The organism is Dyadobacter sp. LHD-138, from assembly GCF_030929615.1.
In the GTDB taxonomy this organism is placed as follows: Bacteria; Bacteroidota; Bacteroidia; order Cytophagales; family Spirosomataceae; genus Dyadobacter.
This window is the reverse complement of record NZ_JAVFVU010000004.1, coordinates 280,280-293,284: the sequence shown is the minus strand read 5'-3', so window position 1 is coordinate 293,284 and position 13,005 is coordinate 280,280. Positions and strand designations below refer to the sequence as shown.

Genomic DNA, 13,005 nt, shown 5'->3' with positions numbered 1-13,005 from the left:
ATTCTATGGAAATGATTGATGATCCGAATGCCTGTCGCATCACTGAAATTTTTCGTTTTATCCTTACCAGACCAATAAATTGCCTGTACTTCCCCCTCGTCTTTCCTTGCTACACCTTTGCAGATCGGATATCTGTCTGCCCGCTATATCTTTACGCATTTACGCTGCGAAAATGCGGCTATTAACTCATTTATTCCCGTCACCTTCTCCGTATTCCGCTTCATAATCCACAAAAATATTAATCCATATAGCCCTGCCGAGCCGGATGATGATGGGTTGTAAGAGCAGTAAAATAACCGTGATGGCAACGAAAAACCATTCCAGATCCATTTTCACAAACACCAGTAAAAGTATAGACAGAAAAGCCATCATGAAAATCACAATCGGGAAACTGGTCCATAAAGCACCAATGTAAAAACCGGGTTCGATCTGAAAATCCCGGTTGCAGACAGCACAGCGGTCAGGCATTTTCATGGAATCTTTGAAACTGTAAGGATTCCTTTTTGTAAAGAGGTTTCCTCTGTGACAACGTGGACATTTCAGCCTGGCAATACTATATAATTTGGGCATGCTGACAGGTTGTTATGCTTTACTTTTTTATCCCCAGAATAAACGCCACATTTGTCCCAGGCCCATTACTTACCCAACTGGCGCCCTGAAATAATCGTACAAACAAATCACTATCTCCCAACCAGCTTCAAACCCTTCATCGCTTTTGTCCCAATGGCTGGCATTTTTACAGGCACTTCCAGCAGTTTCGTTGGCGCTTTGGGATATTCTATGTAATTAACTAGATATCTGTCGATGATAAAATCTACTTCCCGTTCAAAACCGATGGACGGGTTGCCGACAAAGTCCGTCAGATCGTACAACTTCTTATGCCAGATCGCAGCATCCAGATTTCCGTCCAGCGTGTAGACATTCTGAAACCCCTTATCGAATTTAAAATGAATCCCTTTTTCCGCATTGGCAATCAGGCTTTCCGGATTTCCCGTCAAAGTTATCGGCATGTACGTTTTCTTCTCATAGACAAACCCGCCGTGGCTCTCTTTGATATACTCCCGCATAGACCGCGGCGCGTCACCGACATACAGCACATCCACGAGCAAAATTTGTTTGGACGCGTGAAACTGATCCGCAGAAACAATCAGGGGAAGTTCAGAAATTTTAATCATTTTAAAATACTATAAACCGGTACAAAGTGAATGTTCAGGACCAACCTTCAAGTCCTGTGCAAATGTAAACAATACTGCATACTGAATTCGATCCCCGAGGCGATATTTTTTTGACACCGACCAGTAAAAAATAATCCTGTAAATTTTGCAATATGAAATTATTATAATTTGAAAATCAATTATTTAAAATACAAAAACAACATAAAACCATTCGATAATATTTGCTGGAAAAATATTTATTCTTTTGCTTAAAAGTTGCTTTTTATTCGTATTTTTAGTTTAGAACCGATGCCGGGTCGCACACTAATTTTCGCAAAGAAATGGGTATAAGATTAAGCATCCGCACAGTGCCCAAAGCCGCAAAAAAAGCACTGTTGTTTTCCAAAAAAGCTTGTAAACGCCGACTTACCCAAGCCGGAAAAATCCGCTTCTCCCAACCCTGGAAAAAGTGCGGAACCACGGTGCTGCAAACATTCCACAACTGAGGCAGTTTGCAACAAAATCACAGGTAGCATGATAACCGGAACAATAATTATTTCTGACTTTTAAATTACCAAAACCTTATGTCAGCGTCAAATCGTAACACTTTCATCATCATAAATCGTAAAATCCATGGAAGAAGAAGCAAAAGCAATGGAACTAGCGGATAAAATCATAGCCGAAGTCTCCCAGTATTCGCTGGAAAAACAGAATGAACTATTAGAAACTGTTGTACGCAAATTGTCAACCGGCCGCGACCGGGAAGCCCTTGAGCTGGAACACAAAGCCATGCTGATCCGCAACGCCTCGCACGACCTGAAAAACCGGCTGTCAATCCTGAATCATAACAAATAAAAGGAAAGACGTAAACCCATTTTCATATAAATTGTCATGAACCGTTTGAAATAAGTGATCATCGTGATATCTTTGTCACCGGTTGAGTTCAACAAAGATTACCGGCGTAACCGGACTTTCCCCGGATCGATTTTTAACAGCCATCCCCCCTTATATTTAACTTTCAAAAACATTCTGTATAGCAGTACTTTTATTAAAAAAGAGCTTAGAAGCGGTCACAGAACACCATTAAAATACCAAAGGTTTTTGTAAAACCTCGCTCTATTAACATCAGCAGAGGGAACCATAAGTAAAACTATGGTTCCTTTTTTAGCGAACGCTACATTGACCGGTTGCTAAATTTAACAAAAAAATGGCTTGACAATTCCTGGCATGATCATTATGTCACGTATCTTGACAAAGAAACTAATCCCAAACCCAATCGGAAATAATTCTATTAAAGCCATGATAAAATCGCTCAGAAACATCGCACTGCTCGGTGAAGGCATTACAAATTTTAATGAAAAATACATTGAGCTCGAAAGGGAAAACCCAACTGAGGCCGTTATTATTGACCCGGATGGCATTGTCAATGCGTACACCTATGATGGCTTCGCTTTTTTGAATAAAACCTGGTACAAAAAATACAGTAAAAAATGGCAGGACGATTCCACTGAAATTGACAGATTACTGGTTAATCTGGTCAAGGCTTCCGCAAGCCATTCTCCATCAGGCAACCTGACCAAAATCAAGGATTATCTTTCAAGCCCGCCCGACACACTCATGGAAACCATAAAGGTTTGGCAAAGTTTCTATGATCCGCATTTTAAGGATATCTGACCACACAAAAGAGCTGACCGGCTTATCACCAATCAGCTCTTTCATATTAAACTTATATTGCTCAAACAGCCGGTTATTCTTTTACGATAACGTCATGCGCTCCACCTTCAACGATACTGACCGAAGAAACCAAAGTGATTTTTGCCTTTTCTTTCAATAAACCAATTGAAATCGTTCCGCAGCTGCACATGGTTGACTTAATTTTGCCAATGGTCACGGCAAGATTATCTTTCAAACTTCCCGCATAAGGGACGTAACTATCTACACCTTCTTCAAATTTCAGGCCGTCTGCCGTATCTCCCATATCATAACGCTGCCAGTTGCGGGCACGGTTTGAACCTTCTCCCCAATATTCTTTCACATAGTTTCCGCCAACCATCAATTTACGTGTCGGGCTCTCGTCAAAACGGGCAAAATATCTTCCCATCATCAAAAAGTCAGCACCCATTGCCAGGGCCAGTACCATGTGGTAATCCTGTGCAATACCGCCATCGGAGCAAATCGGGACGTAAACACCGGTTTCCTTGTAATACTGATCACGCGCCTCAGCCACTTCAATTAATGCCGTTGCCTGTCCGCGGCCTATACCTTTTGTCTCTCTGGTAATACAGATAGAACCTCCGCCAACACCCACTTTCACAAAATCCGCTCCGGCTTCAACAAGGTATAAAAACCCGTCTCTGTCAACAACATTCCCTGCGCCTACTTTCACTTTATCGCCAAATTCTGCTTTTATATATTGCAGTGTTTCCTTCTGCCATACCGAGAATCCATCGGATGAATCAATACAAAGTACATCCGCACCCGCTTCAACCAAAGCAGGAACCCTTTCTTTATAATCACGGGTATTGATGCCGGCACCTACAACCAATTTTTTCTGAGAATCCGAAAGCTCAAGCGGATTGTCTTTGTGGTTGTCATAATCCTTACGGAATACGAAAAACTTAAAGTTATTGTTTTCGTCGATAACCGGAAGGCTGTTCAGTTTGTGGTCCCAGATAATATCATTGGCCTCTTTTAAAGAAATACCAAGTTGCGCCGTCACCAGGTTGGAGAACGGCGTCATAAATTCTTTCACCTTTTTATCCAGGCGATCCGTACTTGTACGGTAATCTCTGCTGGTTACAATCCCTAACAACTTACCTTCTGCGGTTCCATTGTCCGTAATCGCAATGGTTGAATGGCCGGTTTTTCCCTTCAGCTGAATAACATCGCTTAAAGTATGCTCCTGAGTCAGGTTCGCAGTACTGATCACAAAACCGGATTTATGGTTTTTCACCTTGCGGATCATCGCAGACTGCTCTTCAATGCCCTGAGAACCAAAAACAAAAGAAACACCACCATTTTTAGCCAATGCAATGGCCATGCCATCATCTGAAACAGACTGCATGATAGCCGATACAAAAGGAATATTAAGTTCGATATCAGGTGTCTGCCCCTTGCTGAATTTTGTCAGCGGGGTTTTCAAAGAAACATTATTAGGAACACATTCCGCGGTAGTTAACCCGGGAATTAAAAGGTATTCACTGAAAGTCCTTGATGTTTCGTTTAAATACTGGGCCATTTTATTTTTATTTAGATTTTTGAGCGTCCCGGTTTTGTACAGTTTGACTTACGGAGAAATCATTATAAACAGTATTATCAATACTGACATTATTAGACTTTCCCAATAAACGGGCTGAAACAAGAGAACTAAAACGCGCTGTTTTTTGAAGTTTTGAACTGAGAGATGAGTCCGTTTCCGGATCTTTTGAAATAAATAAATCTGCTGCCGGAATTTGTGTCAGGATTAAACCCGAAGACGCAAAACCTTCCGAAGAAACAGAAAACGCAGGCATTATATTACAAAAAAACCTGATAGTCAGACTATTATCAGGCGTTTCATGTTGTTTCAAAATTGCCGTTCTGTGCCCTTGTTGCTTTATTCCTGCAACTTTCCAGCACTGCGGGCTGGGCATTTCAACAATTTTAAACCCTGTTTCCATAAATATATTCATAGAGAACACTATTTCCGGAAAAAAATTCATTTACATGAAATATAATTTTTCCACAAACCTATGCACCAATCATTTAACAGGTACAAAGGTAAGACGGTTATGACAGGCAACCGGGTGTCCTTTATATAAAGCAACAAAAGTAGTACTTTTTAAAACAGATATCACGATTTTATAATTAGAAAATACTACAAATGCGATTATTCTGTGATTTATAGTGCCATCAACAGGAAAAATCCAACAAACCTGTTTATCAGATATAAGTGTGTCAGACCCGCTACCAAAACCTTCCTATATATACGCAATTGACGAATGAACGCAGCGCAGAAAACGGCCACCCTGCGAAGCATGACGATAAAAAAACTAATAGCCGTAGGCGACAACTGTCTCGGTTGCATTGTGTCCGGATGGCTCAATTCTTCCGTCATAGCCATTGACAAGGATAACATGCGCGCCCATATCCACGGCCTGTTTTTTCATTTTTTCAACATCCTTCGACTCAAAACCGGTAATCCCACGGGATTCTCTGCCCGATCTGACCTTAATTTCGCCTTTCTTTATCAAGCCTACCACAGAAAGCGGATTACTCGTTAAGACGATTTTTCTCCAGTCATCATGCCCGTTAATGACAATTTTCTGACTGATCAACTCTACCCTTCCTGACTTATAAATGACTTTTTCAACTTCTGCTTTTCCAAGCTTTCCGGAGCTGTTTTCACCGGGAATTGTATATACGATAACACTCTCTGTCACATAGTTAACCTTTGCTTCCAGTTTTGATCCATTATGTTTGACAATGGTGTCTTGTGCAAAGACAAATTGTAAAGAACCAAAGATAACTACCAGGGTTAATAAATATTTATTCACATCAACGACTTTTGGGGGTTACAATATTTTTACAAATATATTAATAGAATTTTTTCTACGAAACATTTATCGTCAATATAACTATATAAATAATAATTATAAGAATATAGACACAATTGTCAATAATTATATTATTTTAATATAGAAATGACTTATTCTAACAAACTAAAACCAGATCATGAAATAGTAAATTCATAGTATTCTTCCTATATGATGCACTGCCGCTAAATCAATTCTTTGAGGTTATCTCCTATTTGTTGGTATATTTGATCCAAGTTCCCGCTCAACGCTATATTCTTTAAGAAATCCGCTTCAGGAAATATTCCTCACCGGCGGTAAAAGCAATGGCTGCCAAAGCCCATTTTCCTTCTCTAAATGAATAAAATAGTTGAGATCTTAATAAAAGGAATTGTAACGGCCCTATGGTTTATTGCCACAGTGGTCACTTCGGTTATTCTTTCACCTTTTATTTTAATAGCATGGATATCCAAAATGCTGACTAAATCCGAAAAAGATAAGGACCCTTTGGAATGACCAAAAAATCAGATTTTCCCGACTGCCTGCTTTAATACCTTAACAGCCTGCTCCATTTCAGCGACTGTTAAATTCCCAAAGCCCAGACGCATCGCCGTTACTTTTTCTGTCTGGTATAGTAGCTTCTGCGGCAAATGTAGACCCTGAGCGAGGCAGTTTTTACTGATCCGCATAAGATTCAGGTCAGGATTCCATTTCGTCCAGATTGACAATCCGCCGGGCGGTGCGGCAAACGACACATATTCGCCTAACTCCGCATTCAAGAGCTGACAAAACGAATCTCTTCGTTCCTGATATATTTTCAACGCCTTTTTAAGGTGACGCTGTATTTCGCGCTCTTCCAGCAATTCCCCAAGGGCTTGTTCCATAAGCATGTCCCCCTGCCGGTCAACAATTCTCCGGAATTTCCCCATCTCCTGAATAAGATCTTCCGGAGCCACCAGATAACCGGAGCGAAAACCAGGCGCCAGCGAATTGCAAAACGACCCGATATAAACCACCATACCATGCCGGTCAGCACTTGTCAGCGGTAAAACCGGACTGCTGTTATAGTGAAAATCGTAGTCATAGTCATCTTCCAGAATGATAAATCCGTATTGAGTGGACAAGCTTAAAAGTTCAAGCCTCCGCTCCGCGCTCAACGTAACGGTTGTCGGATAATGATGATGCGGCGTTAAATAAAGCATCCGGATCTCCCGTGTCTCACAAAGTTTTTTAATGGCTTCAACAGAAATCCCGTCTTCATCCACCGGAACAGAAACAATGCTCGCCCCTGCTTCCTGAAAGATCATATTGGCAACATAATAACTCAAATCGCCGACTACAACCAGATCTCCTTTTTCAATCAGCATATTGGAAGCCAGATAAATACTCATGTGGATCCCTCTCGTCGTAAGAATATTCCGTTTTGTGATATGCAGGCCGCGCGTATTATTCAGGTAATTCGCCAGCGTTTCACGGTAATATTCATTGCCTTCCACATGTGAGTACCCAAAATGTTTATGGCTGCTTTTCCTTTTAAGAATTCCCCCGTAAACCTTGGCCAACCTGTCAAGCGGAGCCAGGCGAATATCGGGAAGTCCGTCGGTAAACTCCAGCGCAGCGCCCGTACTTACCGAAGGTTTGTCCAGCAGAATATTTTGTTTAAAATGAAATCCGGTTTGCTCCGGATAACTCGTAAGAAATTCTGTGTTATATTTTAAAGAATCAGACCTTTTGGCGGGTGATTTGCTGCTTACGAAAGTTCCTTTATTGGGTTTAATTTCCGTCCAGCCCTGCGCATGCAGCTCATCATAAACGGCAATAATGGTTTTACGATGCACTTCCAGTTCCTGCGACAAAGCCCTTGACCCCGGCAATTGAATTCCGGGCGTAAGCACGCCACGCTGAATGGCGTTGATCATCTGATGCACGATCTGAAGATAAACAGCTGTGTCAAGAAGCCGGTCGATGATGACCATGCTTTTAAAGGGAATCTGAACCGGACTACTCATGATACAAAAATAGGAAATTTTAACCATCCGGTAGCAAATCACTGACCATTGATGGGACACACGCACAAATTATCACAACCTCGCGCCCTTCGGAAGCTGGACATTTTTCAGCTGTTACTCATCCAATCCGTTTCCAATACCGTATATCTCAAAAACTGCCAGGCAATGAAACTGCTTTTTTCCATACTTTTCATTTTCGTTTTAAGCGCCTTTCGCGTTACGAACGAAACTGTGGAAAAAGTTGATTTGAACCACTATGCCGGAACTTGGTATTCCCTATACTCGATCCCGTCTGTATACGATAAGGGCAGCAGGGAAACAGTCGGAAAATACAGCTGGAATACCAAAGGAGGTTATTATGACGTAATCACGTCCTATAAAAAGCCGGACAGCGAAGAAGTTCATTCCATCAACTCCAAAGTTTATCAGGTACCCGGAACAAATAATGCCAAAATGAAGGCCCAGTTTGTCTGGCCATTCAAAATTGACTATTGGGTCATTGAGCTTGCCTCCGATTATTCCTACGTGGTCGTGGGGCATCCCGAGCATAAGTTTCTGTTTATTATGAGCCGGAAAAAATCAATTGATAAAAAATTGTATGCCGATATCGTAACCCGCTGTAAAGCCAAAGGTTATGATGTATACAAACTCACTTGCCAGAACCACAAAGAATAGTTTATTCAACTGAATTTCAGACAAATAAACTGACTTTTTTTATTAAATTTGATTCTGCTGAAATATCAGATTTGGTAACTTTACCGGTGTTGGCTATGATCAAGAGATTTCTACCCATCCTGCTGGTTTTCTTTTCGTCGTTATCCCTGGCGAATTCTTTGCTGATTCCTATGGATCAGACACAAACCAATCATCTTAAAGCATATGGACTGGTTTACAGCCTATTGAAAGATCAAAACGAGATTGACTGGCTCCTCAATTACCGCGGGGGCAGTTTTATGCTCCGTTACACACAGGCCATAGAGCGGGAATGTAAGCTGCGCGCGATTTCTATTGAGGTGATATCCGATGCTTCCAGCCAGTTGATTGCAAGCAAGATCAGCGATCCGGATGTAAATATGGAAGTGATCAAACTTTATACTGCTGCAAAAATTGCCGTTTATTCGCCCGTCAAAATCAGCCCTTCCGAATTTGAGAATACCGATGCGGTACTGCTCGTACTGAAATATGCAGAAATTCCCTTTGAAGTGATTTATGATGAAGAAATATTAAAAGGTGATTTACCAAAGTACGATTGGCTCCATTTACACCATGAAGATTTCACCGGTCAGTTTGGAAGAAATTTAAGACGGATGTCACCAGGTGATATTCAGGCTCAGGAGGCCATTGCAAGCCGTTTTGGTTACAGCAAAGTTTCGCAGATGAAATTGGCGGTCGCCAAATCCATTAAGGAATTTTGTGCCGGAGGCGGCTTTTTATTTGCCATGTGCTCGGGTGCTGAGACTTTTGACATTGCACTTTCTGCCGAAGGTATCGATATTGTAGACGGGACGGACGGCGATGGATTTGATCCCAATGCGCAGTCGAAACTTGATTTTTCCAAAACATTTGCCTTTCAGAATTTCAAGCTTCATTTGGATGATGATGAAGGAAGTTCGTTCTCCGACATCAATGCAACGGGTGGAAGGTCCTGGTATAGTGAAAATGAAGATTACTTTTCGCTCTTCGATTTCTCGGCAAAATGGGATATTATTCCTGCGATGCTCGTGCAAAACCATGAACATATCATCCGTGAATTTTTCGGACAGACCAACGCTTTCTCCAAAAATACGGTAAAGCCCAATGTGCTCGTGATGGGGACCAGCAGCAGCGCCGACCGCTACATTTATGGAGAACTCGGCCGCGGTCAGTGGACTTTTTACGGCGGTCATGATCCGGAAGGGCGCCGCGGCGGAAACCGCAGAATGGCCACGGATCTCAATCTTTATCCGAACTCACCAGGTTACCGTCTTATTCTCAACAACGTACTCTTCCCGTCTGCCAAGAAAAAGAAAAGAAAAACGTGAATCGTACCCCGCTTCATTTCCTGCTCGTAATCCTGATACACAACTTTAAATTGATATATTCCTCATAATAGAATACTTTCAGATTTCTGAACGAAATCGGAAACGATTGTTTTAACCAATGGAGGAAACGAAAATTTAAAGTGGGCAAGAAAATTATAGAATTTACCTTTTTCGGAAATTATTTTGTCGGCCTGCTCGCCGTCGCACTTTCTCTTGAAAACGCATTTCAACTCCAGTTACATTTCAATTCCGTATTTTATTACTTTCTGCTGTTTACGGGCACTGTGATGTACTATACCTATGCCTATTCGGGCATCCAAAGTACGACCAACTCCGTCAACCCGAGGACAATCTGGTATGCGAAACATCATCGTTTTATCCAATACAGCCAACCTGTTTTGCTACTGATCTGTATCATTTTATCATGGCTGATCGTCAACCGTTATTATCTCAACATTCTTCATTTACCCATACAATACTGGCTGATCGTCTTGTTGATTTCGCTGGCAGCAATTCTTTATTACGGACTCCTGCCCAAATCCTTTTTAAAGGTTAACCTTCGGAATACGGGCTGGCTTAAAGCCTTTATCATTGGTTTCGTGTGGGCTTGCTGTGTTAATTTATTACCGCTCGTCGCTTTACAAATTGAACGGGGAAATTATTATGCCGACCCTGTTTTAACTTCCTGGCTTTTTCTGAAAAACTGGATGTTTTGCACGGCTAACGCCATTATGTTCGATCTGAAAGATTACGAAGACGACTCCAACCAGCAGCTGAAAACTTTTGTCGTGCGTTACGGCCTGCAAAAAACCATATTTTTTGTCCTGACACCCCTGCTGCTGATCGGCTTATTTTCGCTGCTCACTTTTGCACATTTCAGACATTTCAAGTTAATCGTGCTGTTGTTTAATCTGATACCATTTGTTCTGATGCTGGCCGTTGCCTGGACGATGTTAAGGCATAAGAAAATCCTGTATTATCTGATCGTCATTGACGGTCTGCTGCTAGTGAAAGCGCTTTGTGGTATAGCCGGCTCACAATTTATTCACTGACCAATATGTCGGCAAACCCGGATTTCAACGCAGTAGCCCGCCCGTACGACTTTATGAGCCGACTGGTTTTCGGCAATGCACTGATCGAATCACAGGTAAGTTTATTGGAACATATCCCGGCTAACAGCCGAATTCTCATTGCTGGTGGCGGCACCGGATGGATTTTGGAAGCTATTGCAAAAATTCACACTTCGGGACTGGAAATAACCTATGTGGAAGTTGCATCGTCGATGATCACATTATCAAAAAGGCGAAATCCCGGACAAAACAAAGTATTTTTCGTACATCAACCGATAGAAAGCTATCAGACTGATCAACTTTTCGATGTGATCATTACACCTTTTTTATTTGATCTTTTCCTTAAAAATAAAGTACAAACCTTGTTTTATCGACTTGACAATCAGCTCAAAACAGGTGGATTATGGCTTTACACAGACTTTATTCCTGAAAAATACCAGACCCGGTTATGGCAGAAAATGCTTTTAAAAGCGATGTACCTGTTCTTTGGTATCATCAGCAAAGTGGATGCGCGTGCGCTAACAGATATGGACCCGTACTTCGAAAAAGGCTACGGAACGGTTATTGAAAATTGGTTTTACGGGAAATTTATAAGAAGCAATATTTACCAGAAACAAGCCCGACACGAATTAAAAGACAAGCCATAACGCGCAGAAAATAAACAGAATACAGAGCATCGGCCAGATAAATTCCCACCAGGCTTTCGGACTTACGTTGGCCAATGCCAGCGACGGCAGGATCAGGCCCGTTGGTGTGATCAAACCCATAATCCCCATCCCGAACAAATAACTGTTTACAATATCTTTTCCCGGCACGCCGGCCACAAAAGCCAGAGATCCCAGAATAGGCATCGTCACCACGGCCATACCTGATGATGACGGAATTACCAGCGTCAATATCATGTAAACGACCAGTAAGGAGACGATAAAAAGCGAAGGAGGCATTTGACTTACCAGCATCGAGGCATAGTACAAAATAGATCCGCTGACATTTCCTGCATCCAGAATTGTCGTTACGCCTCTGGCAACACCGATGATAAAAGCGACACCAAGCAAACTCTCCGCACCTTTTATAAACTTATCTATAAACTCCCTTTCCCCCATCCGCAGCACAACCGCGACAGCCACCGCAGCAACGACAAACAGAACCGACATTTCCAGCAGCCACCAATCCAGAAATACAACACCGACAACAAGCATGGTAAAAGTAGCTGTAAAAAGAAGGAGTAAAATAACCGTCTGACGGTTCAATGACTGCATTTCACTGTTTTCATCAATTACCGGATAAGGTGATTTCACAATCCCATCGGTACGGTAAACCAGTGAAGCCGTCGGATCCTTTTTTACCTTTTGTGCATAACGGACCACATAGGTTATAAAAATTCCGGTTGTGAGCACCATGACGACTAATCTTCCGTAAAGTCCGTCAGTCCAATTGATCCCTGCCGCATTGGAAGCAATAATTGTTGAAAATGGATTTGAGAAAGAAGATAAATAACCCAGGGTATTGCCCCCGTGAATCACTGCCACGGGAACAACCAGGTCATAACCCGCGGCGAGAAACAACGGGATCAGTACGGGATAAAAAACCAGAGACTCCTCAGCCATCCCAAACGACGATCCGCCCAGCGAAAAAAGAAAGGTCAGTACAATAATGAGCCAGGCTTCCTGTCCTTTCATCCGGTAAGAAAGCACGATCAACGCCTTTTCCATCGCACCAGAAGAATAGAAAACATGAATAAATCCGCCAATCATCAGAATAAAAAAAATAATATCAGCGGTATCATAAATACCTTTCAGGGGCGCCTGGATCACATCCAGGATTCCCTGCTTGCTTGAAGGAAGCCGCTGATAACTTCCGGGAACAGAAACCGGTTTTTTAATATCTCCGTTGGCAAATTTTTCCAGCTTTATGAGAATATGCAGACTGTCCAGCGTAGGCTGCGTAAAAGGGAGATGAAGCACTTTCTCACCGTAACCCAGCTCAAAATCACCCCCCGAATGATAGGTGAGTGTATCATATTTCCCGGCTGGCAACAACCAGGTCGTCGCAGCAGCCAGCATAATGACACACATCAATATCGTTATCGGAGTCGGGAATTTCTTAAATGATGGCATTTCCGAGGGCTTAAACTATATAAAAGTACGAGTTTAATTAAAATCAGAGGATAATGCGATACCGGTCATACATTCCCGGAC

13 protein-coding genes are annotated in these 13,005 nt (G+C 42.1%); 6 read left to right on the top strand and 7 right to left on the bottom strand.

What is annotated here, in order from left to right; translation table 11 throughout:
- Nucleotides 1-186: 186 nt before the first annotated feature.
- A complete protein-coding gene (locus tag RB622_RS03985) occupies nt 187-570 on the bottom strand; it encodes a DUF983 domain-containing protein (protein WP_308045218.1) in 384 nt (127 codons plus the stop codon).
- 110 nt (nt 571-680) lie between these two features.
- Nucleotides 681-1,175: a hypothetical protein gene (locus tag RB622_RS03980; RefSeq protein WP_308045217.1), complete on the bottom strand. Its 495-nt coding sequence runs from the start codon at nt 1,173-1,175 to the stop codon at nt 681-683.
- A gap of 612 nt (nt 1,176-1,787) precedes the next feature.
- Here RB622_RS03980 and RB622_RS03975 point away from each other — a divergent pair.
- Nucleotides 1,788-2,009 carry a hypothetical protein gene (locus RB622_RS03975; RefSeq protein WP_308045216.1) on the top strand — a complete coding sequence of 74 codons (222 nt, stop codon included), beginning with the start codon at nt 1,788-1,790 and terminating at the stop codon, nt 2,007-2,009.
- A 444-nt stretch (nt 2,010-2,453) separates the two neighbouring features.
- Entirely contained in the window at nt 2,454-2,828 is a 375-nt protein-coding gene (locus RB622_RS03970) for a hypothetical protein (protein WP_308045215.1), read from the top strand.
- 73 nt (nt 2,829-2,901) lie between these two features.
- On the opposite strand, the gene RB622_RS03965 is transcribed toward RB622_RS03970, so the two are convergent.
- From RB622_RS03965 to RB622_RS03950, 4 genes are all read right to left on the bottom strand, one after another.
- The gene (locus RB622_RS03965; protein WP_308045214.1) at nt 2,902-4,392 is read right to left on the bottom strand and encodes an IMP dehydrogenase; all 1,491 of its coding nucleotides are present in this window, start codon (nt 4,390-4,392) and stop codon (nt 2,902-2,904) included.
- Between the two features lie 7 nt (nt 4,393-4,399).
- Nucleotides 4,400-4,825 (bottom strand): hypothetical protein, encoded by a 426-nt coding sequence (locus RB622_RS03960; RefSeq protein ID WP_308045213.1) that lies wholly within the window; start codon nt 4,823-4,825, stop codon nt 4,400-4,402.
- Between the two features lie 360 nt (nt 4,826-5,185).
- On the bottom strand, nt 5,186-5,689 hold the full coding sequence (locus RB622_RS03955; RefSeq protein ID WP_308045212.1) for a hypothetical protein: 504 nt from the start codon (nt 5,687-5,689) through the stop codon (nt 5,186-5,188).
- A gap of 542 nt (nt 5,690-6,231) precedes the next feature.
- Nucleotides 6,232-7,716 (bottom strand): PLP-dependent aminotransferase family protein, encoded by a 1,485-nt coding sequence (locus RB622_RS03950; protein WP_308045211.1) that lies wholly within the window; start codon nt 7,714-7,716, stop codon nt 6,232-6,234.
- A gap of 165 nt (nt 7,717-7,881) precedes the next feature.
- On the opposite strand from RB622_RS03950, the gene RB622_RS03945 reads away from it, so the two are divergent.
- The 4 genes from RB622_RS03945 to RB622_RS03930 all read left to right on the top strand — a co-directional run bounded on the left by RB622_RS03945 (nt 7,882) and on the right by RB622_RS03930 (nt 11,454).
- Nucleotides 7,882-8,391 carry a lipocalin family protein gene (locus RB622_RS03945; RefSeq protein WP_308045210.1) on the top strand — a complete coding sequence of 170 codons (510 nt, stop codon included), beginning with the start codon at nt 7,882-7,884 and terminating at the stop codon, nt 8,389-8,391.
- Nucleotides 8,392-8,486: 95 nt separating this feature from the next.
- Nucleotides 8,487-9,737, top strand: a complete 1,251-nt coding sequence (locus tag RB622_RS03940; protein WP_308045209.1) for an asparagine synthetase B — start codon at nt 8,487-8,489, stop codon at nt 9,735-9,737.
- Nucleotides 9,738-9,877: 140 nt separating this feature from the next.
- Entirely contained in the window at nt 9,878-10,789 is a 912-nt protein-coding gene (locus RB622_RS03935; protein WP_308045208.1) for a UbiA family prenyltransferase, read from the top strand.
- A gap of 5 nt (nt 10,790-10,794) precedes the next feature.
- Complete coding sequence (locus RB622_RS03930; RefSeq protein WP_308045207.1) at nt 10,795-11,454, top strand: class I SAM-dependent methyltransferase; 660 nt, start codon at nt 10,795-10,797, stop codon at nt 11,452-11,454.
- Here the strand turns inward: RB622_RS03930 and RB622_RS03925 are convergent.
- A complete protein-coding gene (locus tag RB622_RS03925) occupies nt 11,437-12,924 on the bottom strand; it encodes a YfcC family protein (RefSeq protein WP_308045206.1) in 1,488 nt (495 codons plus the stop codon). The genes RB622_RS03930 and RB622_RS03925 overlap by 18 nt on opposite strands.
- Nucleotides 12,925-13,005: the final 81 nt, after the last annotated feature.

What these genes read in the sequence shown, in the direction of transcription:
- RB622_RS03945 (WP_308045210.1), top strand. Translation starts at nt 7,882, where the DNA reads ATGAAACTGCTTTTTTCCATACTTTTCATTTTCGTTTTAAGCGCCTTT.
- RB622_RS03950 (WP_308045211.1), bottom strand. Translation starts at nt 7,716, where the DNA reads ATGAGTAGTCCGGTTCAGATTCCCTTTAAAAGCATGGTCATCATCGAC.
- RB622_RS03975 (WP_308045216.1), top strand. Translation starts at nt 1,788, where the DNA reads ATGGAAGAAGAAGCAAAAGCAATGGAACTAGCGGATAAAATCATAGCC.
- RB622_RS03985 (WP_308045218.1), bottom strand. Translation starts at nt 570, where the DNA reads ATGCCCAAATTATATAGTATTGCCAGGCTGAAATGTCCACGTTGTCAC.
- RB622_RS03940 (WP_308045209.1), top strand. Translation starts at nt 8,487, where the DNA reads ATGATCAAGAGATTTCTACCCATCCTGCTGGTTTTCTTTTCGTCGTTA.
- RB622_RS03960 (WP_308045213.1), bottom strand. Translation starts at nt 4,825, where the DNA reads ATGAATATATTTATGGAAACAGGGTTTAAAATTGTTGAAATGCCCAGC.
- RB622_RS03925 (WP_308045206.1), bottom strand. Translation starts at nt 12,924, where the DNA reads ATGCCATCATTTAAGAAATTCCCGACTCCGATAACGATATTGATGTGT.
- RB622_RS03965 (WP_308045214.1), bottom strand. Translation starts at nt 4,392, where the DNA reads ATGGCCCAGTATTTAAACGAAACATCAAGGACTTTCAGTGAATACCTT.
- RB622_RS03980 (WP_308045217.1), bottom strand. Translation starts at nt 1,175, where the DNA reads ATGATTAAAATTTCTGAACTTCCCCTGATTGTTTCTGCGGATCAGTTT.
- RB622_RS03930 (WP_308045207.1), top strand. Translation starts at nt 10,795, where the DNA reads ATGTCGGCAAACCCGGATTTCAACGCAGTAGCCCGCCCGTACGACTTT.
- RB622_RS03970 (WP_308045215.1), top strand. Translation starts at nt 2,454, where the DNA reads ATGATAAAATCGCTCAGAAACATCGCACTGCTCGGTGAAGGCATTACA.